This is a genomic window from Proteiniphilum saccharofermentans (assembly GCF_900095135.1).
Lineage (GTDB): Bacteria > Bacteroidota > Bacteroidia > Bacteroidales > Dysgonomonadaceae > Proteiniphilum > Proteiniphilum saccharofermentans.
In genome coordinates this window covers 1,293,226-1,318,482 of sequence record NZ_LT605205.1, presented here as the reverse complement: position 1 = coordinate 1,318,482, position 25,257 = coordinate 1,293,226, and the positions used below count along the sequence as shown (strand labels likewise).

Here is a 25,257-nt window from a genome sequence, read left to right as displayed (position 1 = left end):
AAAATCAAGTACACTTGAACTATTCCGTATATTTAATCGTCCATTAATAATGAGACAGGATCGGAAAGGTAGTCCATCACCCTCTTGACAAAGCGTGTGGTTTCCCCACCGTCTACAATGCGGTGGTCGACCGTAAGCGATACCGGCATGATATTGCCTATGACAATTTCATCATCTTTCACGATAGGCGTCTTCAGGATACGCCCGATACCCAGTATACCGGCTTGCGGGTAATTGATCACCGGGGTAGCAAAGATACCACCTATGGACCCAAAACTGGTAATAGTGAAAGAGCCCTCTTTCATATCCTCCAGTGCCAGTTTTCTCTCCCGCGCCTTTTGAGCCAGTTCTCCTATCTTTTTCGCTATCTCGAAAATAGATAAACGATCAGCATCCCGGATTACAGGTGCCACCAATCCGTCGGGCGCATCCACTGCAATCGCAATATGGTAACGGTTGCGGAAGATCATCCGGTTATTTTCGGTATCAATCTGGGAATTGAGTTGGGGATGCTGCTTCAATGCCTGCGCTACAGCTTTCACGACAAAGGAAAGATAGGTTAGTTTTACATCTTTGCCGGCAAATTTTGGTTTGTATTTCGTGACTACCTCCTTCAATACGGATATCTCCACTTCTTCAAAAACCGACATATGTGCCGCGTTATGTTTGGAGTGAAGCATATTCTTTGCAATGGTTTTCCTGATTTGAGTAAGCGGTTTGTAAGTTACATCCTCTATTCCGGTTGTAAAAGCATCTGTTCTGCCACTTGTCTCTGCTGATGGTGATTTGAAATTCAGGATATCCTCTTTCTTTACTCTTCCGGAGGGGCCGCTGCCCGGCACTTCATTGATATTAATACCCATCTCTTTCGCCATGGCGCGTGCAACCGGCGTCGCAAGCACTTTTCGCACCCCTGCGTCCGATCTTCCCGTTTCGGAAGATCCTTCATCGCTTGCAGCCAACAAAGATCCTTCACCCGCCAATTCCATAGTGCCTACCACCGCTGCGCCATCTTCCGATTCCGAAATGGCCTGGACTGGCACTCCTGCTTCCACGACTGCCTGTTTTTCTGTAACAGCACTTTCCTGAACCTTCTCATTACTTTCCGCACTTTCTCCTGTACCCTCTATTTCAATCTCTACTAACGGGGAACCGACCTGGATTACATCTCCCACATTACCATAACGTGCGGCAATAGTTCCACTTCTCGGCGAAGGGATATCAGCTACCACCTTGTCTGTCTCCATCTGCACGAGAGAATCGCCTACTTTCACACTATCACCTTCAGATACAAACCATTCCAGGATGGTTCCTTCTTCCAGTCCTTCGCCTAAATCGGGGAAATTAAATATAAACCTCATACGATTAAAAATTTAAAATTCAAGATTCAAGATTCAAGATTTGACTTCGTCGATATTCAATTCTAAATTTCTTGACTTCTCAACTTCTTGATTTCTTTTAGAATTTAACGCTTTTCTCGATTTCATAAAAAATACGGTCAGGTGAAATAATATAATATTTTTCTCCCTGGGCCAGAGGCACAATTGTATCGAATCCCATTACTCTTCTGGGTGGTGCTTCCAAATAGAGGAAAGCTTCTTCGTTGGCTATGGCGATTAATTCCGATCCCACACTGAAAGATTCGTGCGCTTCCGCCACCACGATCATTCTTCCGGTTTTTCTTACGGAATTGCCGACGGTTTCCCGGTCGATAGGATAAATGGAACGCAAATCGATCAGTTCGACCGAAATGCCGGCTTCGCGTGCCATCGTAATTGCTTTCTGACACTCACGGATCATGGCGCCAAAAGCCACCACTGTAATATCCGTTCCTTCCTGCACTACTCTGGCCTTGCCGAGAGGAAGGACAAATTTCTCTTCCGACACCTCTTGCTTGATGGCACGGTAAACCCGTTTCGGTTCCATAAAGATAACGGGGTCATTGCTCTCAATAGCCGAGATCATCAATCCTTTCGCATCATGCGGAGTGGATGGGATCACCACTTTGAGTCCCGGTATATGCGCAAAGAGGGCCTCGGGGCTGTCGGAGTGATGTTCCAGTGCATTCACACCGCCCCCGTAGGGAAAACGGATCACCAAAGGAACTGCATATTTTCCGCGGGAACGGTTCTGCATACGGGATACGTTAGACAGTATCTGGTTAAACGCAGGAAAGGTAAAACCTTCGAATTGCAGTTCCACAACCGGTCTGAGTCCCGACACAGCCATACCTAATGCTGTACCTACGATACCCGACTCCGCCAGCGGGGAATCGAACACCCGATCGACGCCGTATTTCTGCTGCAACCCTTCGGTCACACGAAAGACGCCACCTTCCACTCCTACGTCTTCACCGTAGATGACAATACTCTTATCTTCATTCAGTTTTATATCGAGCGCATTGTTTATCGCTTTCACCATTGTCATTACGCTCATCTTCTGTTCTCCTTCCAGCTTAAGAATTGTTCGTACTCCATCTTTTGTCTCTTTAATTCGTCCGGCATATCGGTGTACATATGTCCGAATATATCCTCCCATGGATAGGATTTATTATTCTCCGCTTCCACAAACTGGGCATCGATCTCCGACTTATATTCTTCAATGAGCTTTTCTTCATCGATATTCCATATCCCTTTACTTTGCATATAACGCTGCAGACGGATCAATGGATCGGTCAGTCCCCACCTCGTTTCCTCATCCTTCCCCCGGTATTTCGAGGGATCATCGGAGGTGGTATGTGCACCGCGACGGTAAGTGAATGCTTCGATCAGCACGGCGCCCTTCCCCGCACGGGCATATTCGGAAGCTGTTTTATAGGCGAGGTACATGGCAAAAAAATCGTTGCCGTCCACCTTGATACCCGGAATACCAAAAGCGACCGACTTCACGGCCAGGTTGATCGAATTGGTCTGTAACTTCACCGGCACGGAGATAGCATACTGATTGTTCTGTATGGTGAAAACCACCGGAACCTGCCATACCCCGGCAAAATTCAAACCTTCACTGAAATCACCTTCCGAAGTGCCTCCATCACCGATAAAAGTATACACCACCTCATCCTTTTTCTGGTATTTCACGGAATAGCCAATACCGGTAGCATGGTGAAACTGTGTCCCGATAGAGATGGCTATAGGCAACACATGGCGGACATTTTTGAAACTGCCGCCATGTTCATTCCCGAGGTAAAACAGGAACATCTCTTTCATGGTCACCCCTTTTGCCAACAGGGTGCCCATTTCACGAAAGGCGGGTACCAGCCAGTCCTCCTCACGGATATTCATTCCGGCAGCAATATGGATGGCCTCCTGCCCTATATTGGGGGTATAGGTATACATCCGTCCCTGACGTTGATAGGAAACAGCCATCTCGTCGGCTATCCGCTCATATAACATCTGTTTATACGCCTCTATGACCGTCTCGTCATCCAACACAGGCATCAACTTTTCATTCACCACATTGCCCTCATTGTCGATGACTTGCAACATTTTATCTTCTATTGGATTGAAGTCACGAAAAATCGCAGGTAAATCATTTTGGATCATTTATCTGTCTATTTTGAACGTTTTTGTTAAGCTAAATGAGTATAGATCGAACTTGTTCGGGCTATATCATAGCGAGAATTATTTCGATAAGCGAATACCTAGTCAAAACAAGTTTTGCCTTTGTTGAGCTCAGAAATAATGCAATAAAATTGAAAACGACTAATTTTAATGAACATATTTAAATAACACTTCGCTGTGAATTTTAAATAACCCTCTGCTGTGAATATAACAGTCCGATCAATAAATAGTTCTTAAAAGAGGCTCAAACGGGTCTAAAAAATACTTACAAACGAATAAAAAGACATGTAGGTGAGTCAAAGCCTGTAGCTCATCCGGTAAACCATAAATCGTAGAAATAAAAACGACTAAACAATAACGGGGCAAATACGTTCTTTCCATAATAAATAAGTATTATGGAAGAGAGATTACAACAGCAAATCAATTTTATCCTTGAAACGGACAAACTCAAAAACGTAATTCGCAGAAATTTTTTATCCGACGATTCACGCCGGGAAAATACGGCAGAACATTCATGGCACAGCATATTGCTCGCACAGATCTTTTTTGAGTATGCGGAAAACAAGTCGGAACTCGATTTACTGCATATTATAAAAATGATTACCGTCCACGATCTGGTAGAGATCTATGCCGGGGATACATTCATTTTCGACGAGACAGGATATGAAGACAAATTTGAACGGGAAAACGCAGCTGCCAAAAAACTTTTTTCCCTTCTCCCCGGGAACCAGGCGGAAGAGTATTATGCCCTCTGGTTGGAATTTGAACGCGAAGAGACTCCCGATGCCATTTATGCGTGCAGTATCGACAAAATCATGCCGGTTATGTTAAATACATACAGTAAAGGTACCAGTTGGCGGGAAGCCAACATAACATCGGAGCAGGTTTTCAGAACGTTGAAAGTTCTCGAAAAAGGGCCTACTACTGTCTGGAACCTCCTTCATCAACTCGTTAAGATCTCGGAAAAGAAACAAAACCTGATGTAGTCACAATCCACTAATATTATTAATTTTGCACCCTCATTCCGGATTCTTATAAAACAGGTAGAAGATCAGGTGAAAAGAATTGGAATGCAACGGAAGAAATAACATCTCAATGGATTCATACACTAAAACGGAAGAAGAACCACAGCAAAAAAACAGAGTGCAGTCAAAAGTGATCGATCAAAAAACGATTTATACAATCTTATTCACGATCAGCTTTGCCCACTTACTCAATGATATGATGCAGTCGGTCATTCCTGCCGTATATCCCATTATTAAAGAGAAATTTAATTTTTCATTCACACAGATAGGCATAATAACCCTTACATTTCAATTTGCTTCCTCAGTATTACAACCCTTTATCGGTTTTTATACGGACAAGCATCCAAAGCCATTCTCCCTTTCCATCGGAATGAGTTTTACATTGACAGGACTTATCGTCTTGTCGGTCGCCTCGGATTTTTACGCCTTTCTTCTGGCAGTTACTCTTGTAGGTATAGGTTCTTCGGTATTTCATCCGGAATCTTCGAAAGTGGCACAATTAGCGTCAGGCGGAAGGAAAGGGCTCGCTCAGTCTATTTTTCAGGTAGGAGGAAATTTCGGAAGTGCTATGGGGCCGCTTTTAGCGGCATTGATTGTCATACCTTTCGGACAACCTGCTATTATATGGTTTACCCTGGCGGCTCTACTGGCTATCCTTATTCTCTTCAGGGTTGGGAGATGGTATCAGGCGCACTTGCATATAAAACTGACAGCTCATGGCAGGATACAGGCAGAAAAAGCCAATACATTACCGCGAAAAAAGGTAATTGGCTCATTAATCATACTACTTTTCCTCATTTTTTCCAAGTACTTTTATATGGCAAGTATGACGAGTTATTTCACATTTTTCCTGATTGAAAAATTTAATGTTTCCGTTCAGCACTCGCAGTTATACTTATTTACCTTCCTTGCTGCAGTGGCTGCCGGAACAATTGCGGGGGGACCTTTAGGAGACCGATTCGGCAGAAAGTATATCATCTGGTTTTCCATACTCGGAGCCGCTCCTTTTGCCCTTTTCATGCCTCATGTCGGTCTTTGGGCTACCATCGTCCTGGCCGTGTTTGTAGGCTTAATCCTTTCCTCTGCATTTTCTGCCATACTGGTATATGCGACCGATCTTGTTCCGGGAAAAGTGGGTATGATTGCCGGCCTGTTTTTTGGCTTTGCCTTCGGCATAGCAGGTATCGCCTCCGCCTTCTTTGGTTGGCTTGCAGATAAAACAAGCATTGAATTTGTATTCAATATTTGTGCTTATTTACCCTTAATCGGAATAATAACGGCTTTTCTTCCAAATATTGAAACCAGAAGAAAGAAAGAGATATAAATTCTGAGATATCTTATTTTCGTAATTCACATTGCAAATTCAGCAGCGTTGATATTCTTTATCGTTCACTTATTGACCTCACGATATGATTAGACACCAGACTGTCATACAGGGCATTATAATATGAGTTACTTATGGGCAACGATAAATTTTCTCCAATAATGACTTTTTTATATTCTATGGCTCTTATTCGTGATATGGCCACTATATAGGAACGATGTATCCGTTTAAAAAAGTCGTCAGGCAGTGTTTTTTCCAAATACTTCAAGCTATCCATAATCACAATAGATTTGGAGTTTTCAAGGTAAATTTTCACATAATCACCGATAGATTCAATGTAAAGAATTTCAGTATAGTTTATTTTAAGTAATTTACCTTTCGATTTTATGAAGATATAATCTTTTGACGATTCCGTTAATGGCATTTGTTCTTCAGTGCCTGTATCTATATCTTTCGAATTTTGATCCTTTAAATAGTCCAGTATTTTTTGTGTAGATTTTAGAAATCTGGCAAAAGATACCGGTTTTAGTAAATAATCGATAGCATTGATGTCAAACCCATCAATCGCATATTTGGCATGAGCCGAGATTATAACCACCAGAGTATTTTTATTCCGGTCTAAACAAAGGGATTCAAGCAACTGAAGCCCGTTAATGTCAGGCATTTCCACATCACAAAAAATCACATCCACTTTTTTACCCCTTAGTCCTTCCAAAGCTTTTATCGGATCATAATATATTTCTGTTACTTCAAAATTCGGAGTCTTATCTATATAGTATTTTAAAATATCAGAAGCCGGGGGTTCATCATCGATGATAACACAATTTATTTTCCTCATCATTATTTCTGTTTATAAGATGTATTAAAGATAATTAAATCGAGATAAAAAGAATCATTTGTTTCTTTTATGGACAGTTTATGCTTTTCGGGATAGATGAGGTTTAATTTTCTTTTTGTGTTTTTTATTCCAATATTCCTTCCTATATATTGAAAATCATTTTTTTTGTATTTCCTGTTTTTTGTGGTGAAGTGTATACTGTCATCCAATGCTTCAATATGAATGGATATGGTAGAAGGATAATGATTACTTATCCCATATTGAAAACTATTTTCGATAAAAGAAATAAATGTAAGAGGGGCAATCTTATGATCCCCAACATTGCCTTTGATTTCAAATTCAATATTTAAAGTATCCGTAAATCTCAAAATCTGCAAGTCGATATAATTATTTATATAATCAATCTCTTCCTGTAAGGGTACAAAGTTTGTTTCTATTTTATCGAAAATATAACGGATAACCTGGGAATACAATAATATTGCGTCAGAGGCTTTCTCACTCCCTTTAAGAATGAACGAATAGATTGTATTGAGTGTATTGAGAATGAAATGAGGATTTATCTGGGCTTTCAGATAAGCAAGTTCAATGATGGATTTTTCAGCCAGCAGAGTCAAGCAGCAAGTGCAATTTACATTAATTGTTTGTAAAACTCAACTTTTGGTGTGCTGAAGCTTAATTTTTCTCTTGGTCGATTGTTCAATTTATGCTGTATTTGCTTTAATCTCCCCGGGGGATAGTCCTTGAATGATGCCCCCTTGGGGATGTATTGCCGGATGAGTTTATTAGCATTTTCAATCGCTCCTTTTTGCCACGATGAATAGGGGTCTGTAAAATATACGGGGACTCCCAGTCTTTTAGTTATCATTTCATGGGCGGCGAACTCCGTGCCGTTATCCGTGGTGATGGTCTTTATTATATCCTTGTAGGGTAGCAGCATGTTAGCAAGCACTTTTGCCACCTCCTTGGAGTCCTTGCCCCGGGGCAGTCCCCTGGTCATTACAAGGTTCGTTTTCCTTTCCGTTACCGTCAAGATCACCTCCGATTGATTGGCTCCTATTATCGTGTCCATTTCAAAGTCACCGAACCGGCTCCCGTCGGCCTCCACGGGCCTTTCCCGGATGCTTCTCCGGTTGGGGATGCCCTTGACTGACCCCACCGGCCTCTTGCGGTGCTTGAGCTTGTGGCGGCAATGCGTGTAAAGGTCACCCCCGGCTATTTTGTCCTCCCGGATCCACTTGTAAATGGTCTCGTGGGAAACCCGGATTTGCTTGTATTTCTCCAAATATCCGCTGATCTGCTTGGGAGACCATTCATCACGGACAAGCCGGAACACCTTCTGTTTAATCCACTCCGGGGTGTCCCTGTTCCCGGGCAAACGCTCCTTTCTCTCTTGTGCCATCTCGTGAGCCAAGCGCCAGGAGTAACCTCCATGTTTCTTCTTGTTACGACCCAGTTCCCTGGACACCGTTGAAGGACTGACCCCTATGGACTCTGCGATGGTTCGCTGGCTGTCACCATTTTTTATACCTAAATAAATCGCGTACCTTTGTTCTGAAGTTAACTGTTTGTATTTTTTTCTCATAAGCAACATAATAGTTAATTTTAGGGAGACTTCGGTCTCCTTTTTCTTTTATGTTGCCGCTTGACTCTCCTCGGGGGCTTCGCGCCCCCGGCCGTTAGGCAAACCCCCGCGGTGTTTTTCATGATTGTTTTGAAGAAATCATTTCAAAAAACAACACCCGGGTGTTGCACTTCTAAGTTGAACTTAGGGCCTCTATTTCTTTATTTTTTTTATTTAATGACATCCATTCGTATATTAGCCTGTAGCATAGGCTAAGTGCCCAGAACAAGAGAAACTGCGTCAAAGGCAATATAATCCGTCTGATAGGGATCATCCTTCTCCTTTCCGGCATAAAGTGATGTGCTTCTAAAGGAGGGGGACCTTTTGGAGGAATATTGTGCCCATGAAAAGAATCCAATTGAAAAAACAGGGAAAAAATATAATGATGAAAATAGATGTACAACAAAAGAATGACTCCCACAATAAGAATGTAAAGCAAGTATTTTTTATTGGGAATTAATTTAATGAATAAATAATCGGCATTCAGGTAAAAAAAGCCAACTAAAGACAAATAAGTAATTATAAACGGGAGGTTTCTTGCCAAAGAAAATGTATTGTCCGGGTGTAGGGACATTAAAGTTATTGTAGCCAGAACAATCGCCCACAAAAGAACGTGCAATAATATCCTTATTAATTTCCTATACATTATCAACAGTCCGTTTAAAAGTCAAATACACTATAGCAAATAATACTAATCGAATTTTCTTAGCCTGAACCATTGGTCGATGACGGAACAATTGAATGTCAGCATGAAATAAGATTCTTTTATATAATTCGAGGGTGCCGATAAAGCATTGCCGTATTCCAGTGTAACATTTAATAAGTTCCAACTGACCGGAAAACTGTATCCTGCTGAAACAGAATAGTTATAAGCATTTGCTCCTCCTACCTGTATATAAGATTTAGAAAAAGATGCTCCGACTTGTATTTGTCCCCGATTCCTGATTCCCTGATTCCCGATCCTGTAATATCTGTTCCCATTCGGCGTATACCCTATTCCGGTATTGATCCTGTATGAATCAACAATTTTGGCGCTACTCACGCCGGATTCAATTCCTTTCCACTTTTGATATCGGAAGTCCATACCCCAGATAACTTTTTTACCGTCATGGGAGAATCCTGCTCCAAAAGTTTCAGGAATAAATTGTTCCCTGGACCTGTCATCTTGTTCCTGGATCAGATTGTATGCGTTATCATATATAATGGTTTTGTTATTCATCGTTATATTTTGTTTATAACCATAGGTCGCCCCCAATGTCAGTCCCTGTTTATGATACTGCATCCCGAATGTATTATAAAATTGGAAGACCCGGGACTCCTTTTCAAAAAGATACTCTGATTGATTTTCTGTTTGTTTCAATGTACCACTGATATATTTTGTATTAATACCTACGGAAAAGTGGTCTGTCACTTTAAACCCATTCGACAGATATAATTCGTATAATCCTCCGCTTCCCTCAAGATATACGGCTTTAGTATCAGTCGACCCTTCAACAGGTTCCTCGCTATATATCCGATAACCTGTATCACTGAAAGGCTTTGTTCCTAAAGAGATTCCCCATCCGGGCATAAGCCTGAACCCTAAGGAAATTTTTCTCAGATTTCCGTTGATGGTATTATCTGTTTTTCCTCTCTCTGTAAAAAAGGAATATTTTCCTGCTGCCGATATGTCAAGTATAAATTTTAAACTATCCAGGCCACTGATGCCTGCAGGATTAATCACATTCAGATAATCAAACTCTCTGACTCCTATTCCGATATCAGACATTCCGGCAGTCCTTCCGTAGTCTTTATTTTCTATTTCACCCAACCCCAGCATAGAGTAAGGAGAGTGAGTGGACTGGCCCTGTATACTCAAAATAAAACATATCGGACATAGAATTGCCAGAAGAGACCGTTTCTCAATCATTATCATAAACTATAACGTATATAATTAATTTAACCCTGTTTTCCTCAGTCGAAAATGATGAATCGCCCAATACCAGGCTTTTTAAAGTATTGTTCTTCTCTGTATCGTCCAGAAATAATTGTAAGGATGATTTATACATTCCTACCAAGCCTAATTCATATTGCAGATAACTGGTCACATCGAATGCATAGTAGGTGTTCCTGCCATAGATCTTATCCTCGACCAGGGTTCCGGACTGTACCGTTACTGTACTCGGATCCACATATATATCTATCGCCTTACCGTTTTCATCCAGATAATTCAATACAAGATTGGCAGGCAGGGGAGTAAAATCGTTATATGTCCCTGATACGGGGTAAACATAGAGGATGGCCGAAGAGATAATGACCTGGTCTCCCAGTTTTAGTATTTCATTCAGATCCGGGAAACTCAGTTTTGTATATAACCCCGTCAATCCCTGTAAATGGACTTTATTATCCGTCTCCGCAGACGGTATCGGATTGTCATAGCCCAGCGAATGCAATAAGGTGTTGTTTCTGTCTGCCTCTATCTGGGAAAAGGCCGTACTTGTATTTACGGTCATGTCTATTTTGTTTTCTTCGGTAGAGACAGCCCCTATAGTTGTATAGTGAATCCTGATAGCCGGATATTCCTCATCGAGCACAAAACTGTTGACGGCGGCATTATCGTCGGTTCCCGGAGAAATTTTGATCCCTTTGAAATACGTCCGGAAATTTGCATACGCATCCAACAGATCAGATCGGGCGTGCATAAGGTCAACCAATTCTAATCCGAATTCATCGGGCAACCTCACTTCTAAAGTGCTGTCATTGTCCCAATGTTCTTCCGGCCTGTGGAATTGACAGGTTACCCACGGCTCTGTTTCGGCAGGAACAGATGAGGTAGTGTACAATTGGCTTTTATCATCTAATTCAATGATTTGTCTTAGCCTGTATATGTTCAATGTCTGGATCCGGGTTGTATCCCCATAACTAAAGTCGTCATATTTCAGGATCAGTGAAATGGAATCAAATTGAACCGTGACAGTGGCATCGGAACCAAATTCCGAACTGCTGTAGCTGGGCGGGTTAAAGTCGAAATAAGAATGGGCCGTTATAATTCCAAAATCCGATGAATTGTATCTGCCTTCGAAGATCCGGGACAATCCTGTTGTGACGGATGAATCACCCAGATGGGTTTCCAACGCCACCGTACAGTCTTCTATCAGCATACTTCTTCCGTTTACCGAGACTAAATTATCTCCCACGGAAAAATCATCACTGATACATGATCCGAAAAAGAGAGAACATAATACAAAACACGGTAAGAATTTCATATTTATATGATGATGTATGATTGTTGCATAAATAGCTTTAATTGACCCAACAAAGGAAGAGGAAGAAAATATAATGAAAAAATATTATCGACAAACTGAATTATTTCATCCTTGAATTGTTCATTATATTCCATAAATAGCAATTTGTCAGGAAAAATCGCCAGATAATCATTGACCGGTGATTTTTAGCCATTCACCGTAATTCAAACGGCATTCATCGATATTTTTTTTCCGGGAAAGAGAGCTTGTTTACTTTTGCAGGTACCTGATTAAAATAGTAACGTATTAAAAAATCCATATTGTTATGAATGATCGAACTAAATTATTAATGGGACTCTCCCTTAGCTTATTCAGTTTATTTTGTTTTTTCTCCTGTTCTGATGACAGCGACAGCGACCTGGTGGGTAACTGGATCAAACGTTCGGACTTCGGGGGGCCGATCCGGGGATTTGCTTCCAGTTTTGTAATAGGCCGAAAAGCATATGTAGTGGGAGGTTATACCTCCAAGAAGCGAAGATTAAATGATATCTGGGAGTATAATATTGATCAGGGTTATTGGACGCAAAAAGCCGATTTTCCGGGCACGGCCAGAAATGCCGCGTTTGCTTTCGCCTCTGAAGACAAAGGTTATTATGGAACCGGAACGGATGCGACAAATAATTATGGCGATTTCTGGGAGTTTGATCCGGACAATAATCAATGGACGCAAAAAGCCGATTTTCCCGGTGGTGCCCGTTATGGCGTTACCGCATTTTATCTGAACGGGATCGGCTATGCAGGTACCGGTTTGGGTACCAATTATTATATGGATTTTTATAAATATGATCCCGCCACCGATACATGGGAAACCGGGGTAAGTATTCAAGGGTCAAAACGCGCGAATGCCACCAACTTCATTATAGACAATAAAGCGTATGTTGTGGGAGGTGGGAATAGCAGTGGTTATGTTACCGATTTCTGGATGTTCGATCCCGATACCCAGACATGGGAAGAAAAAGCGCAGATAGGGGATAAAACCGATGATGATTTTGATGACGATTATACGACCATTACCCGTCTGAATACGGTTTCTTTTGTCATTAACGGACTGGGGTATTTAGCCACAGGTGAAACAGGTAGCCTTAACAGCTATACATGGGAATACAACCCGGTTACCGACAGATGGACGGAAAGAACATCCTTTGAAGGAACAGCGCGAACCGGAGCTGTTGGTTTTTCGATTGACAACAGGGGGTTTGTTTTAACCGGCGTGGGCTCTACATCATCCACCGATCTTTATTTTGATGATATGTGGGAATTTAAACCGAGGGACGAGTATAATGAATATGACTAAAAGAATTTTAGCCCTCCTGTTATTATTCGTAACCAGCATTATTTTGTTGATATATTTTTTATTCACTCTTTCAGGTGAAAATAAAAATGCGGATATCTATAGTGTAAGGACATTTAAATCAGGTGATGGTTGGGGATATCAGATAAACAAAAAAGAGAAAGTGATCATATTACAACCCTACATGCCATGCATCAAATGGAATCAACCCTTCCCTGATGAAAAATCAGCGCAGGAAATCGGGGAACTCGTTTTATCAAAAATAAGGAATAATGAAGACCCTTCGATTACGAGGGAAGAACTTAATGAAAAATTACAACGGTTGCTATGAACTCCCATAAGCTGCAATTTCTTTTCGCTAATAAAATAGTGTAACAATGAAAAATAAGAACAGATGTAATTTATCAGGAATCTCTAAGGCAATCTAATTTACTCATGTTTCGCACTTCCCTCAAACCATTGACAAAGAAATAGAAGGGAAATACATTATTATCTATATATCTGGACTGTAACACTTTATATTTTACAATTTCTCAATCGTCCTTAACCATCACCGAACAACACAGTGCAATGATCATGGATTCTGCTTTTGGATTGGCCAACATTTTTTCAAGTAAATCATCGGCATCCATCTCCAATACCTCGCATACTGAGCAGACTAACTCGATGAACAGCCCCCATAGCCGTCTGTCGAGTGTTTCCCTGAGCACATCGGCGTTCATTGACCGATAGAGTGCCCCTTTCGACTCGTAGTTATCGTACCGGAAACGCAGTGTCAATAACAGGTAGGCTATCATGCTGATGGTCGTTTCTGCTACCTGGGCGTCAAAGTTACTGGATTGACATCTTCCCAGGTTCAACAATTGCTTCGATTCTCGATTGAACACCTCCACAACCCATCTTACCTGGTAATGCCCGATCAATCTCTTGAACGTCAGTTTTGTGTCCGTGGTCAACAAAACCTTCCATTTGTCACTTTTGCCCCGACGACTAAAGAAAAGACAGATCTCAACACCTTGGTACAGCACTTTGGCCTGTTTGTACTGGTAACCCAGGGAACGGCAGCGCCTGGCTTTGCCCAGCATGTTATTGATCTGGGCGTGGGTCAGGCTCTTACCCTGGTACTCAAACTTAGTCTTTGCAAACTTGTACATCCCGATCAGGTGAACTTCCTTGTCCTTCACACCCCGGATAGCCTGTATCAACGCATCGCAAGTAAACCAGCTGTCTACCAGGACGTAATCAACACGAAGCCCGCGATAGATGGCCGTGAAAAACATCCGCAGGACCATCTGGATCTTGTTCGTGTCCACTTCTTCCACACGTTTAGCGGTATACGAGTCCTTGATACGCTTGCAACTGTATTGCTTGCGGATCTGCTTTTTGCTCATCCCAAAGGGGCGTTCCTGATTCTTCCCTTTCTCCCGGTGAAGACTGAAATCCAGTGGTATGGAGGACTTACCGTCCCAGTACATCATCACCAACAGCTTGAATCCAAGCACGTAGCTGTTTGTTACATGATCCCATACCTTCCCGATCTTCTCTATACGCTTCCCGGTTTTAGACAGGGTGGTGTCATCGAAGATCAGGTAACGGGATGAGGTATCATCTACATCACTATCTTTGGACGTCACCGTCAGAAAACGATGCACAAGATGCCACATAAGCATCCGCCAGCATATAAAGGGACTGTTCTTCAGGCGATAGAACACATCCTTGCCCATGGTGGAACCTTCACCTGTGGGGCTGTTCAGATAGGAGTTGACCGTCTTGTCTGAACTGACCACCATGGAGACCAGCAGGGCCAGGACCATTTTAAAATCATATCCCCGGGTCTTGAACCATTTGAACTCAGAAAGACCTTCGCTTAGCTTCAACGCCTTGAAGCGGCTAAAAATATCTTCCGCGGAAACCCTGCCGGGGGTAAAGTCCGCTTTCAACTCTTGAATCTTTTTAATATCTTTGTCCTGCAGCATATTTTAATGGTTTGGTTTCCATCGCTAAGATAATCATTTTCAATGATATATTAGCTAAAATATGCTGCTTTTTTTATCTCTTATCCTCTGATTATCAACTTCATTTTTAACTGCGAAACATCAGTAATTTATAATAAGCCAATTTAATGGATAATTATTATTTAAGAAATCCCGAAGCAGCAGGTATTCTCCCCAGACCCGCTGATTAATGGAGGCCAGTCCAGATTAAGTTGTTTAGATTTATCTTTTTCGTTTGACAGGCAATTGCCGATCTCGTGAATTAGTGGTCTGCTCAGAATTTCGGATGGAGGATGTGATCCTCCATCCGGGACCTTATCCGATACCACAATGTTATGGATGAATCGATACGCCCTGCATCCTATACGGTATCCATACAACCATTGATTTATCACCCCTATGGTTCCATGCATAATAAGGAATCGCTTTCACAGGACGGGACATACCCGACACCTTGTTTTCATTCAACGTGATGATTGTAGCGTCTCCTTCCAACACAGTGACCCCTCCTAAGATATCCGACTGGAAATGAGCTTTAAAGTTCGCATTTTTATCCAACAAAATATGATCTACAGGGCCATTGTCAGGCTCTTCAAGACAATAGACCAGTGGTCCGTATTCCAAGGCAATGCGTCCGTTATCGGCTTCAACATTTTCATTTGCTACAACTTTTTTGACTTCCATCAGGAATTCCAATTCAACGATATCCCCCTTCTTCCACTCGCGGTCAATTTTTGCATATCCTTTTTCAACAGCGACATCTGCCTGTACTCCGTTAATCGTGATAACCGGTTTAGCCGGAGTATTGTTGGTATAAGTGTATAAATCGCCGGGAACAGGGGATCCCTGCGTCCAACCGGGAATACGAAAGTTCACTGTGAACCGGGTTTTGCGTGAAGGAGAAATAATAGTACGGACAGTCCCATTCCAGGGATAATCCGTTTGCTGTTCAATCCGGATATCCGTTTTCTTTAGTTCGATATTTACAGTGTTATCCATATAAAGATTCACATAAATTTGGTCCCCGCAGGTAGCATAAAGATAGCCGGGAACGGAAGAGACGAAACGGACAATATTTGTGGGGCAACAGGAACAGGTAAACCATTCCGAACGCCCTGGCTTACCTTGATTAAAATCAAGTTTACCGTCAGCATACAACACATTGGGATAGAAAAATTTTGTGCCGTCGAGGGAGACACCCGAAATTAATCCGTTATACATAATCCGTTCCATCACATCAATATATTTAGCGTCGCCATGGAGCAGGAACATGCGATGGTTCCAATAAACTCCGGCAATGGAGGCACAGGTTTCTGCATAAGAAATATTCGGAAGTTCATAATTCTTCCCATATGCCTCCCCATGATAAAGCGCCCCCATACCTCCGGTCAGGTACATCTTTTTGTTCACTACATTTTCCCAGAGTTTATCGATTGCCCGGACATACTCCTGGTCTCCCGTCAAAGCAGCAATATCCGTCATGGCGGTATACATATAATTAGCCCGTACAGCGTGCCCGACTGCCTCTTCCTGCTCCGTGACCGGTTTATGATCCTGGCTGTAGGGCGCTCCGGCACCTAATCCCTTTCCCCTGCGGTCGAGGAACAATTTAGCCATCTCAAGATATTTTGGATTACGGGTTACGCGATAGAGTTTTACCAACCCTATCTCTATCTCCTGGTGTCCCGGCACAGCTTCTCTTTTCCCGGGACCAAACAGATCATAGATATGATCGGCATTTTTCGTGGCAATATCCAGGAAGTTAGTTTGACCGGTTGCCTGATAATGGGCGACGGCCGCTTCATACATATGTCCGGCATTATACAATTCATGGCTGTCTTTCAAATTGTCGTACCGGTCTTTCTCATACAGGCAATAAGCATCCGAATAATCTTTTGCCCTGAGGTTCCATGCGGTGTACAGGTATCCGTCAGGAAGCTGTGCCCCGGCTATGTAAGAAATCAACGTATCCATATATAAGCGTAGATGCCGGTCTTTGGTCAACTGGTATGTGTAAGATGCTCCTTCCAGTATCTTATAGATATCGCTGTCGTCAAAGCCAAAACCGCCACGCCATTTACCTTCTTTTAGCCCGGCGGCAAAAATAAAATTATCGACCCTGTATTAGCCCGTAATAACCGAGCACATTAATTGTATTTAATCTTTTTTATTACTTTTATATCGGACAAGCTGATCCGATGGTGATATATTATACCGAAGGATTTATAGAAGGGGTGTTACTGTAAGTAATTGCCCCTTTTACCATTGCCTGAAGAGCTATTTCATTTCTTCGTGGCATTGAGCCACTTGAAATGAGGACAAGCTGAACCTCAGGATCCTTATTGCCCGATGGTATGTCATCATTTTCTTTTCGCTGGTTTTCAGCGTACTTTTCCCTGTATTCTACAGGTGAACAGTATTCCAGTCTATGAAGTATCCAATCCGTGTTGTAATCATTAATAAATTGATTAATACTGTTATAAGCTTCCTCAAAAGAAGAAAATGTTTCTGTTTGCAACACCTGTTCTTCCAGGGTGCGGTGAAACCGCTCTATTATCCCGTTGCATTGCGGTGACCGTACAAACGCTTTGGACATCTCCAATCCCAGGAATTTCATTTCATTCATAAAATCAGCAGAGTCATACTGCGAGCCATGGTCGCTTCTTAATTGCAACTTCATTCCTTTACACACATCCTTACCTACCGAACCGAAAGTCTTCCGTACAGCGGCCCTAACAGGCTCCATGGCGGCAAAACGGTTGCCTTTCCTTGCAATATGCCATGAGATAATCTCATCGTTAAAGTGATCGATCACACCAAAGAACCAATGCCAACCTGACCCATCAATCCAGAACTTCTTCCCATCAGTGGCCCACATGACATTGGGTGCATCCGTGATTATAGTACCATCATGTTCGCGCTTATTCGTCTCCCCGGGCCTTCTGTAGGGGCTCAGCAGGTTGTTTTCCCGCATGATGCGGTTCACACGTGCCTTGCCGGCTACCAGAGCGTTTATCTTCCTTTTACCCATGCGGTTTTTCACTTTCAGATAACCTTCAGCGTTGAATGTACTCTTCTTAATTTCTTCCTTAATCTCCTGTAAAACCTCTTCATCGCTATGCTTGGGTTTTCTGCCCCGTTTCCCTGTTTTGGGAGTAGGGTTTTCATACCAGGTGCTGCTGCTGTAGCCGACTACCTTGAATATCAAACGCTTCGGATATGGTTTCCCGGTTAATGGATAATGTTCCTCTATCAGCATGGAGATTATTTCCTTTTTAGTTTTGCTGCCAATTCGTTCTTTTTTTTTGTGAGTTCGAGCTCCATCTGCAGTTGCCCGATCTTACGCTCGGCAGCACCCAGCCTCGAATCGTCGGGTTTACGCTTGAACCCGTCGGTACCACTCTCGATAAATTGATCCCGCCAAAGGTTGATATCAGCCAGAGTAACTCCGTATTCACGGCTAAGCAGCTCCGGATCCTCTCCACGCAACAAGGATAAAACTATTTCAGCCTTGATTTTCGATGTAAAATTCTTCCTCTTTTCCATAGCAGTTGTAAAAATAACTTTTATTTTTTACTGCTCGGTTTTTTTGAGGGCTAATATAAGTTGCTGCATATACATCATTAAAACACATGCACGAACCACATGCTATTTCGGCTTGGCTTCGACAAGGTGAGTTACAGGCAAAACAAATTAAAGCCCCGGCTTTTAATGTAAAGAAGCTAAAAAATAATATACCTGCCATACGCAAGTTAATGGTAGAACAGCCTGTGGACTTCTTTAAGCAATTGCAAAAACTTTGTCTACAGGCGGGAGTGGTTTTATTATTTACACCTAAACTTCCTAAAGTACCTTTGAGCGGTTCTACACGATGGATTAATGACAATCCGTTAATTCAACTGACGGCGCGTTATAAACAGAACGACAGGTTCTGGTTTACCTTTTTTCATGAGTTAGGCCATATTGTTTTACATGGCAAAAAATACATTTCACTCGAGAATGTTGACTTTGCCGCTGCCGACCCGGAGAAAGAACAGAAAGCACATGATTTCGCAGTGAAACATACAGGGTCAACGCATAAAAAAATCAGAAAAGACAGTGTTATCAACAATTTATCCGTCTGGTTGTTAATAACTTGTGTTGTTTTGAGGCAATGTAAATGCGTATCTTTGCCTCAAAAAAGACATGACAAGTCCAGCCACTTCTTTGCACCGGTATTTTGAGTGCATTCCCGACCACCGAATCAACAGGAACAAGAAACACCTGCTATCCGACATCATAATCCTGTCGATACTCGCCGTTATTTGTGGGGCGGAATCGTGGGATTCAATTGAACTTTTCGGCAAGACAAAACTTTCATTCCTGAAAACGTTCCTCAAACTGCCCAACGGTATCCCCTCACACGATACGATTAACAGGGTGTTTTCCAGTTTACGTCCACGTCTTTTTGAAGAAGCTTTCATCAAATGGGTTGATTCTTTAAAGGATGAGCATATCACAAAAGAGGTTATCAGCTTGGACGGCAAGTGTATAAAAGGGTCCAAAGACAGCTTTCATGAAAAGAACCCCATCTACATGGTCAGCGCCTGGGCATCAGAAAACCAATTGGTCCTGGGCCAACTCAAGGTGGATGAGAAAAGCAATGAGATCACGGCCATCCCGTTATTGCTGGACCTGCTTGACATAGAAGGAAGCATTATTACCATAGATGCCATTGGTACCCAAACGAAGATTGCTGAAAAAATCATAGAAAATAAAGCGGATTATATCCTTTCGGTCAAGGGTAACCAGAAAGAGCTTTTGTCCCAGGTGGAGGACAGTTTCAACCGGCATAATCCGGACTCGGTCGATCAGGTGACGGAAAAAGGGCACGGACGGATTGAAACACGTACCTGTGAAATTATCTCGAACCTGGGTTTCATCGACAACAGGGAACACTGGAAAGGACTCAAGACGATTGTCAGGATTACTGCCCACAGGGACACGGGTAAAAAACAGGAGACCGAAACCCGTTTCTACATTAGCAGTGTCATTGACCAAGCAGCAAACTTCAACACTTTTATACGTCAGCACTGGGGCATTGAAAACAAACTCCACTGGACATTGGACATGGTTTTTGACGAAGACCGGCAAAGGAAAAGGGCGAAGAACTCCGCCCAAAACTTTTCCTTCATCAGAAAAATAGCACTCAACCTTCTAAAACAAGACACATCGAAGGGTTCTTTGGTTTCAAAACGTCTCAAGGCCGGGTGGGATGACAACTTTTTGCTACAGTTGTTGAAAATTTAAATGCGTTGACCCTGGTGAAACATACCTTCTCCAAAGAACAGGAAGAAAAATTGTTACGTGCACACCCTACTTCAATTACAGCCGACCAAATTGCAGCTTATGCACAAGAATTTAATACGCACCCAGCTATGATCATTGGACGGTTGCAACATCAGGGTCTTATTCATTACAGTGTAGGGCGTGAATTTATTCTACCTGTTAATTTATCTTCAGAGAACTATGATTGAAAGTTTTCAAAATAAGTACCAGCCCCAAATCGTTGTTCTTCATGCTGAAAATCCAACTACCGACAAAAAGCAAAAATGCCAAGAAAAGTATAAGAGAGATTGGATATAGGCAAAAATTCATGTATTTTTGTACCGCCTAAGCCGAAACAGGTGCGAGTCTGGTAATAGTGCAAACAATGAGTCACTTTCAAATGGTATTCAGGCTCGTTTCTCACCATACTGATTATCTGAATTGAATTGGTATATTGCTTACAATAAAGGCAAAATAAAAACAGTATAAGGATATTATGTTTGAAAATTTAAGTGAAAGACTGGAGAGGTCATTCAAGATACTGAAAGGTCAGGGTAAGATCACCGAGATCAACGTGGCCGAAACATTAAAAGAGGTGCGTCGTGCGCTGTTGGATGCCGACGTGAACTATAAAACCGCCAAGGAATTCACCGAAACGGTAAAGGAGAAAGCACTGGGACAAGACGTGCTCAACGCAGTGAAACCCGAGCAGATGATGGTGAAGATCGTCCACGATGAACTTGCCACGCTGATGGGTGGAAGTGCTGCCGAATTCAATATCAAGGGAAATCCCGCCATTATCCTTATGTCCGGTCTGCAGGGATCGGGTAAAACCACCTTCTCAGGCAAACTGGCCAACATGCTTAAAAGCAAGCGGGGAAAAAATCCTTTGTTGGTCGCCGGCGACGTCTACCGTCCCGCCGCTATTGAACAGTTAAAAGTATTGGGCGAACAGATTGGAGTATCGGTTTATGCCGAAGAAGACAACAAGAATCCTGTCAAAATTGCCCAAAACGCTATTCAATATGCCCGCCAGCACGGAAAAGACCTGATCATCATCGACACCGCGGGACGTCTTGCCATCGACGAGAAGATGATGAACGAGATTGAGTCGATCAAGAAAGCGGTCAATCCGCAGGAAATCCTCTTCGTGGTGGATTCTATGACCGGACAGGACGCAGTGAATACCGCCAAAGAGTTCAACCAACGGCTCGATTTCAACGGCGTGGTGCTGACCAAACTCGACGGGGATACCCGGGGCGGTGCTGCATTATCTATCCGCTCGGTAGTAGATAAACCGATTAAATTCGTCGGAACCGGCGAAAAACTGGATGCTATCGACGTATTCCATCCCGAACGTATGGCAGACCGTATCCTCGGCATGGGTGATATTGTCTCGCTCGTAGAGAAGGCACAGGAGCAATACGACGAAGAAGAAGCGCGCCGCCTGCAAAAGAAAATCGCCAAGAACCAGTTTGATTTCAACGATTTCATTGCCCAGATCCAGCAGATCAAGAAGATGGGTAACCTGAAAGATCTGGCATCAATGATCCCGGGAGTAGGCAAACAAATCAAGGACCTGGATATCGACGACGATGCATTCAAGGGTATCGAAGCGATCATCCGTTCCATGACTCCCCAGGAGCGTACCAATCCGGAGATACTGAACGGAAGCCGCCGTGCCCGTATTGCCAAGGGTAGTGGGACCAACGTACAGGAAGTAAACAAACTTCTCAAACAGTTCGATGAGACCCGTAAGATGATGCGTATGATGACCACCGGTGGAGGCCGTCAGGCAATGCGCAATATGGGAAGAAGATAATTCGATGTGATGATCCCGACAAATCGGGACGACTTGTTCAGATTTATCGGGAAGTAATGATGATTTAACGATTTAATAATTAATAATCGTCAAATCAATGAATCAACAAATCAGCAAATCAACCAAGGATATGCAATTAATTGACGGAAAAGCGGTAGCCGCACAGATAAAGAAAGAGATCGCCGAAGAGGTGGCGAATATAAAAGCTGCCGGAGGCAAAACACCTCATCTGGCAGCGGTATTGGTCGGCCACGACGGAGGAAGTGAGACCTACGTAGCCAACAAGGTAAAAGCCTGTGAAGAGGTTGGATTCAACTCCACGCTGATCCGTTATGAAGATGATGTCACCGAAGAAGAATTACTTGCCTGTGTAGAGCGGCTGAATAACGATCCCGATATAGATGGATTTATCGTACAATTACCTCTCCCAAAACATATCTCTGAAACAAAAGTCACAGAAGCAATCGATTATCGCAAAGACGTAGATGGGTTCCACCCCGTAAACGTGGGCCGTATGTCACTCGGTATGCCCTGTTTTTTCTCCGCAACCCCTTCCGGTATCGTAGAATTACTAAAGAGATATAAAATAGAGACCAAAGGGAAACATTGCGTGGTATTGGGGCGTAGTAATATTGTCGGTAAGCCGGTATCCATGCTGATGGTGCAGAAAGCTTATCCCGGCGACTGCACCGTCACTGTCTGCCATAGCCGTACTCCCAATATCAAAGAGATCACATTGCAGGCAGATATCATTATCGCGGCATTGGGTGTGCCCGAGTTCCTGAAAGGCGACATGGTAAAAGAAGGTGCCGTGGTGATCGATGTGGGTACTACCCGTGTGCCTAGTGACAGAACCAAATCGGGTTTCAAACTCACCGGTGATGTGCTGTTCGATGAGGTAGCACCCAAGTGCTCCTATATCACTCCCGTTCCCGGCGGCGTGGGCCCTATGACTATCGTGTCACTGTTAAAAAACACCCTTCTGGCGGGAAAGAAAGGGATTTACGGGTAATTATCATTTTTACAAACACTATCGATTCTCGGTTAACAGGTATCATCTATCTATTTACCCCGTTTTACCTGTATCAACAGCAGTCCGGCTAAAGTCCAGAAGAGTTCTCGGATACGCTTGCATAAGCTGGTAAAAATACCCAATGCTACCGGTATTGCGAGAATACGGTATACTAAAGCAAATCCACCTTCTCTCGCCCCCATTTGCATCGGCATAAAGAAAAATAAGTTGGAGAACAACGACTGAATGGATTCGATCAATATACTCTGACTGAAAGAAACCGGCCATCTGATAGCCTGCATAATCAGTATTATCTCCACACAAATAAAAAAACGGGAGAAAATTTCCAATGCAAGAGACAGGACAAAATCTCCCTTACGATTCTTATAGAGATCGGCGATCAAACCATCCATTTGACTGAGTTTCTCCTGATTCTCTCTATAGAAAGCCCTTATCCTTCTCCCTACAAAAGGGAGTTTACCTCCTATCAGCACTGCTCTTTCCACCCCTCCCCGTGTATATATCCTGAATGCCCAGAAAAGGAATAGTAATGATGCTACACTGACCAGGAATATCAACCATTCCAACAAACCGGAAAGCACAGGTACCAGAAAAAGCAGCAACGGAATAGAAATCATCCAAAAGATGAAGTGTGAAACAAGATGCATCATTGTGGAGAGCAGTACCGTAGAGGTAGCTTTCTGTATTCCCAATGTACTCTTCAGTTCAATGATCTTGTATGGTTCTCCCCCCATCAATCCAAAAGGAGTGATATAGTTAACGGCAAAACCACTGACAACCAGCTTAAAGAGTCGAAGGAATCCTATCTCCCGGGCTTCTTTACTTCCATCATTGATAATGACATAAAAGGAGTAGGTATTTACAAGATATACAATAATCCACATTCCGATAATTGGCACGAACCACCAACCGGTCTGCTTTATATTAATCAAGATATTGTCAAACCCAGTCTTATAAACCATTATCCCGAGCGCCAATCCACCGAGAAAGAAAAATAGATTTTGGGCTATCTTCGTTTTTTTTACCATAAAGAAATTAGGCGACTTTCCCTCCAGATCAATTGAATCTATCTCTACTTTCTAAAAGGCGGTTTTACGACATTTGCTCTCAGGTTCCGGTTGCGTACTTTTATGTAGACCTCGGTACCCGGTTTTGCAAACTCGGGTTTCACATATCCCATACCGACACCGATCTTCAACACAGGCGACATCGTTCCGGAAGTGACATTGCCGATCACCTCATCCTCTGCGTTTACGATCTCGTACCCGTGGCGGGGAATTCCTTTATCTACCAGTTCAAAGCAGCAGAGTTTACGGGATACACCCTTTGCTTTCTCTTTTTCCAGCACCTCACGGCCTACAAAGGGCTTATTATCTGCAAACTTGGTGATCCATCCCAATCCGGCTTGCAATGGCGTAGTCGTATCATCCAGATCATTCCCGTAAAGACAATATCCCATCTCTAACCGTAACGTATCACGTGCACCCAGTCCGACAGGTTTGATACCATATTCGGCACCCGCTTCAAAAATGGCATCCCAGATTTTCTTGCCATATTCGGGATAAAAATAAAGTTCAAATCCTCCGGCACCGGTGTATCCGGTATTGGAGATAATCACATTCTCCACCCCGGCGAATGGCCCGGTTTCAAAAGCATAGAAAGGAATGGCCGACAGATTATGATCCGTCAGCTTCTGCAGCGTCTCTATAGCCTTGGGACCCTGGATTGCCAATTGAGCCATATGATCCGAAGCGTTCTCCAATTCCGCGCCCATGGTGTTCCATTGTTGGCACCAGGCCCAATCCTTTTCGATATTGGCGGCATTTACCACTAAAAGGTATTTCTCCGGTTCGTAATGGTAGACGATAAAGTCGTCCACTATCCCACCCTCTTCATTCACGAAACAGGTGTATTGCGCTTTTCCTTGTTTTAGCACGGAAACATCGTTACTGGTTACACGCTGTAAAAATTCTAAAGCCTTTGGGCCTTTCGCCCAAAACTCACCCATATGCGATACATCGAATACCCCCACAGAATTCACTACTGTCAAGTGTTCATCTATAATTCCGGAATATTCTATGGGCATATTATATCCTGCAAACTCATGCATCTTGGCTCCCAGCCCGATATGCAAATCTGTAAATGGGGTTGTCTTCAT

At 43.0% G+C, this 25,257-nt stretch carries 22 protein-coding genes; 8 read left to right on the top strand and 14 right to left on the bottom strand.

The window, feature by feature from the left end; translation table 11 throughout:
* Nucleotides 1-32: 32 nt before the first annotated feature.
* From PSM36_RS05135 to pdhA, 3 genes are all read right to left on the bottom strand, one after another.
* Nucleotides 33-1,361, bottom strand: a complete 1,329-nt coding sequence (locus PSM36_RS05135) for a dihydrolipoamide acetyltransferase family protein (protein WP_076929419.1) — start codon at nt 1,359-1,361, stop codon at nt 33-35.
* Nucleotides 1,362-1,458: 97 nt separating this feature from the next.
* The gene (locus tag PSM36_RS05130) at nt 1,459-2,436 is read right to left on the bottom strand and encodes an alpha-ketoacid dehydrogenase subunit beta (protein ID WP_076929417.1); all 978 of its coding nucleotides are present in this window, start codon (nt 2,434-2,436) and stop codon (nt 1,459-1,461) included.
* Nucleotides 2,433-3,542 (bottom strand): pyruvate dehydrogenase (acetyl-transferring) E1 component subunit alpha, encoded by a 1,110-nt coding sequence (gene pdhA / locus PSM36_RS05125; protein ID WP_076929414.1) that lies wholly within the window; start codon nt 3,540-3,542, stop codon nt 2,433-2,435. The genes PSM36_RS05130 and pdhA overlap by 4 nt, the downstream gene beginning before the upstream one ends.
* Before the next feature lie 413 nt (nt 3,543-3,955).
* Here pdhA and PSM36_RS05120 point away from each other — a divergent pair, with 413 nt between their 5' ends.
* Nucleotides 3,956-4,546, top strand: a complete 591-nt coding sequence (locus tag PSM36_RS05120) for an HD domain-containing protein (RefSeq protein WP_076929412.1) — start codon at nt 3,956-3,958, stop codon at nt 4,544-4,546.
* A 109-nt stretch (nt 4,547-4,655) separates the two neighbouring features.
* Nucleotides 4,656-5,909: an MFS transporter gene (locus PSM36_RS05115; protein WP_076929410.1), complete on the top strand. Its 1,254-nt coding sequence runs from the start codon at nt 4,656-4,658 to the stop codon at nt 5,907-5,909.
* 58 nt (nt 5,910-5,967) lie between these two features.
* On the opposite strand, the gene PSM36_RS05110 is transcribed toward PSM36_RS05115, so the two are convergent.
* From PSM36_RS05110 to PSM36_RS05085, 5 genes are all read right to left on the bottom strand, one after another.
* Entirely contained in the window at nt 5,968-6,750 is a 783-nt protein-coding gene (locus PSM36_RS05110) for a LytR/AlgR family response regulator transcription factor (RefSeq protein WP_019541061.1), read from the bottom strand.
* Nucleotides 6,750-7,361 carry a sensor histidine kinase gene (locus PSM36_RS05105; protein WP_076929406.1) on the bottom strand — a complete coding sequence of 204 codons (612 nt, stop codon included), beginning with the start codon at nt 7,359-7,361 and terminating at the stop codon, nt 6,750-6,752. The genes PSM36_RS05110 and PSM36_RS05105 overlap by 1 nt, the downstream gene beginning before the upstream one ends.
* A 14-nt stretch (nt 7,362-7,375) precedes the next feature.
* Nucleotides 7,376-8,329, bottom strand: coding sequence for an IS30 family transposase (locus PSM36_RS05100; protein WP_076931996.1), 954 nt, complete (start codon nt 8,327-8,329; stop codon nt 7,376-7,378).
* A 730-nt stretch (nt 8,330-9,059) separates the two neighbouring features.
* Nucleotides 9,060-10,277: a hypothetical protein gene (locus tag PSM36_RS05090; RefSeq protein WP_154670963.1), complete on the bottom strand. Its 1,218-nt coding sequence runs from the start codon at nt 10,275-10,277 to the stop codon at nt 9,060-9,062.
* A complete protein-coding gene (locus PSM36_RS05085) occupies nt 10,270-11,613 on the bottom strand; it encodes a DUF4270 family protein (protein WP_076929399.1) in 1,344 nt (447 codons plus the stop codon). Before PSM36_RS05085 ends, PSM36_RS05090 begins: the two co-directional genes overlap by 8 nt.
* Nucleotides 11,614-11,917: 304 nt before the next feature.
* Here PSM36_RS05085 and PSM36_RS05080 point away from each other — a divergent pair, with 304 nt between their 5' ends.
* Both PSM36_RS05080 and PSM36_RS05075 read left to right on the top strand, forming a co-directional pair.
* Nucleotides 11,918-12,946, top strand: coding sequence for a Kelch repeat-containing protein (locus PSM36_RS05080; RefSeq protein ID WP_232001519.1), 1,029 nt, complete (start codon nt 11,918-11,920; stop codon nt 12,944-12,946).
* Nucleotides 12,939-13,274, top strand: a complete 336-nt coding sequence (locus PSM36_RS05075; RefSeq protein WP_161947548.1) for a DUF4907 domain-containing protein — start codon at nt 12,939-12,941, stop codon at nt 13,272-13,274. The genes PSM36_RS05080 and PSM36_RS05075 overlap by 8 nt, the downstream gene beginning before the upstream one ends.
* A 202-nt stretch (nt 13,275-13,476) precedes the next feature.
* Here the strand turns inward: PSM36_RS05075 and PSM36_RS05070 are convergent, their stop codons facing one another.
* The 4 genes from PSM36_RS05070 to PSM36_RS05055 all read right to left on the bottom strand — a co-directional run bounded on the left by PSM36_RS05070 (nt 13,477) and on the right by PSM36_RS05055 (nt 18,483).
* On the bottom strand, nt 13,477-14,919 hold the full coding sequence (locus PSM36_RS05070; protein WP_076929394.1) for an IS4 family transposase: 1,443 nt from the start codon (nt 14,917-14,919) through the stop codon (nt 13,477-13,479).
* 351 nt (nt 14,920-15,270) lie between these two features.
* Nucleotides 15,271-16,968, bottom strand: a complete 1,698-nt coding sequence (locus tag PSM36_RS05065) for a glycoside hydrolase family 127 protein (protein WP_232001553.1) — start codon at nt 16,966-16,968, stop codon at nt 15,271-15,273.
* Nucleotides 16,969-17,146: 178 nt separating this feature from the next.
* Nucleotides 17,147-18,196: an integrase core domain-containing protein gene (locus PSM36_RS05060; protein WP_076928998.1), complete on the bottom strand. Its 1,050-nt coding sequence runs from the start codon at nt 18,194-18,196 to the stop codon at nt 17,147-17,149.
* A gap of 5 nt (nt 18,197-18,201) precedes the next feature.
* Nucleotides 18,202-18,483, bottom strand: coding sequence for a hypothetical protein (locus PSM36_RS05055; protein ID WP_076929390.1), 282 nt, complete (start codon nt 18,481-18,483; stop codon nt 18,202-18,204).
* A gap of 86 nt (nt 18,484-18,569) precedes the next feature.
* Between PSM36_RS05055 and PSM36_RS05050 the strand changes: the two genes are divergently transcribed.
* The 4 genes from PSM36_RS05050 to folD all read left to right on the top strand — a co-directional run bounded on the left by PSM36_RS05050 (nt 18,570) and on the right by folD (nt 23,078).
* On the top strand, nt 18,570-19,160 hold the full coding sequence (locus PSM36_RS05050) for an ImmA/IrrE family metallo-endopeptidase (protein WP_076929387.1): 591 nt from the start codon (nt 18,570-18,572) through the stop codon (nt 19,158-19,160).
* The gene (locus tag PSM36_RS05045; RefSeq protein ID WP_071136433.1) at nt 19,123-20,226 is read left to right on the top strand and encodes an ISAs1 family transposase; all 1,104 of its coding nucleotides are present in this window, start codon (nt 19,123-19,125) and stop codon (nt 20,224-20,226) included. Before PSM36_RS05050 ends, PSM36_RS05045 begins: the two co-directional genes overlap by 38 nt.
* 514 nt (nt 20,227-20,740) lie before the next feature.
* Nucleotides 20,741-22,066 (top strand): signal recognition particle protein, encoded by a 1,326-nt coding sequence (gene ffh / locus PSM36_RS05035; protein WP_076929384.1) that lies wholly within the window; start codon nt 20,741-20,743, stop codon nt 22,064-22,066.
* A 130-nt stretch (nt 22,067-22,196) separates the two neighbouring features.
* The gene (gene folD, locus PSM36_RS05030) at nt 22,197-23,078 is read left to right on the top strand and encodes a bifunctional methylenetetrahydrofolate dehydrogenase/methenyltetrahydrofolate cyclohydrolase FolD (protein WP_076932057.1); all 882 of its coding nucleotides are present in this window, start codon (nt 22,197-22,199) and stop codon (nt 23,076-23,078) included.
* A 50-nt stretch (nt 23,079-23,128) separates the two neighbouring features.
* On the opposite strand, the gene PSM36_RS05025 is transcribed toward folD, so the two are convergent.
* Entirely contained in the window at nt 23,129-24,127 is a 999-nt protein-coding gene (locus PSM36_RS05025; RefSeq protein WP_076929382.1) for a lysylphosphatidylglycerol synthase domain-containing protein, read from the bottom strand.
* Between the two features lie 44 nt (nt 24,128-24,171).
* On the bottom strand, nt 24,172-25,257 hold the full coding sequence (gcvT, locus tag PSM36_RS05020; protein ID WP_076929380.1) for a glycine cleavage system aminomethyltransferase GcvT: 1,086 nt from the start codon (nt 25,255-25,257) through the stop codon (nt 24,172-24,174).

Coding starts and splice junctions, on each gene's coding strand:
- PSM36_RS05050 (WP_076929387.1), top strand. CDS start 18,570: ATGCACGAACCACATGCTATTTCGGCTTGGCTTCGACAAGGTGAGTTA.
- PSM36_RS05070 (WP_076929394.1), bottom strand. CDS start 14,919: ATGCTGCAGGACAAAGATATTAAAAAGATTCAAGAGTTGAAAGCGGAC.
- PSM36_RS05080 (WP_232001519.1), top strand. CDS start 11,918: ATGAATGATCGAACTAAATTATTAATGGGACTCTCCCTTAGCTTATTC.
- PSM36_RS05130 (WP_076929417.1), bottom strand. CDS start 2,436: ATGAGCGTAATGACAATGGTGAAAGCGATAAACAATGCGCTCGATATA.
- folD (WP_076932057.1), top strand. CDS start 22,197: ATGCAATTAATTGACGGAAAAGCGGTAGCCGCACAGATAAAGAAAGAG.
- PSM36_RS05115 (WP_076929410.1), top strand. CDS start 4,656: ATGGATTCATACACTAAAACGGAAGAAGAACCACAGCAAAAAAACAGA.
- PSM36_RS05120 (WP_076929412.1), top strand. CDS start 3,956: ATGGAAGAGAGATTACAACAGCAAATCAATTTTATCCTTGAAACGGAC.
- PSM36_RS05045 (WP_071136433.1), top strand. CDS start 19,123: ATGACAAGTCCAGCCACTTCTTTGCACCGGTATTTTGAGTGCATTCCC.
- PSM36_RS05075 (WP_161947548.1), top strand. CDS start 12,939: ATGACTAAAAGAATTTTAGCCCTCCTGTTATTATTCGTAACCAGCATT.
- gcvT (WP_076929380.1), bottom strand. CDS start 25,257: ATGAAGACAACCCCATTTACAGATTTGCATATCGGGCTGGGAGCCAAG.
- PSM36_RS05110 (WP_019541061.1), bottom strand. CDS start 6,750: ATGATGAGGAAAATAAATTGTGTTATCATCGATGATGAACCCCCGGCT.
- pdhA (WP_076929414.1), bottom strand. CDS start 3,542: ATGATCCAAAATGATTTACCTGCGATTTTTCGTGACTTCAATCCAATA.
- PSM36_RS05085 (WP_076929399.1), bottom strand. CDS start 11,613: ATGAAATTCTTACCGTGTTTTGTATTATGTTCTCTCTTTTTCGGATCA.
- PSM36_RS05100 (WP_076931996.1), bottom strand. CDS start 8,329: ATGAGAAAAAAATACAAACAGTTAACTTCAGAACAAAGGTACGCGATT.
- ffh (WP_076929384.1), top strand. CDS start 20,741: ATGTTTGAAAATTTAAGTGAAAGACTGGAGAGGTCATTCAAGATACTG.
- PSM36_RS05060 (WP_076928998.1), bottom strand. CDS start 18,196: ATGCTGATAGAGGAACATTATCCATTAACCGGGAAACCATATCCGAAG.
- PSM36_RS05055 (WP_076929390.1), bottom strand. CDS start 18,483: ATGGAAAAGAGGAAGAATTTTACATCGAAAATCAAGGCTGAAATAGTT.
- PSM36_RS05090 (WP_154670963.1), bottom strand. CDS start 10,277: ATGATTGAGAAACGGTCTCTTCTGGCAATTCTATGTCCGATATGTTTT.
- PSM36_RS05135 (WP_076929419.1), bottom strand. CDS start 1,361: ATGAGGTTTATATTTAATTTCCCCGATTTAGGCGAAGGACTGGAAGAA.
- PSM36_RS05025 (WP_076929382.1), bottom strand. CDS start 24,127: ATGGTAAAAAAAACGAAGATAGCCCAAAATCTATTTTTCTTTCTCGGT.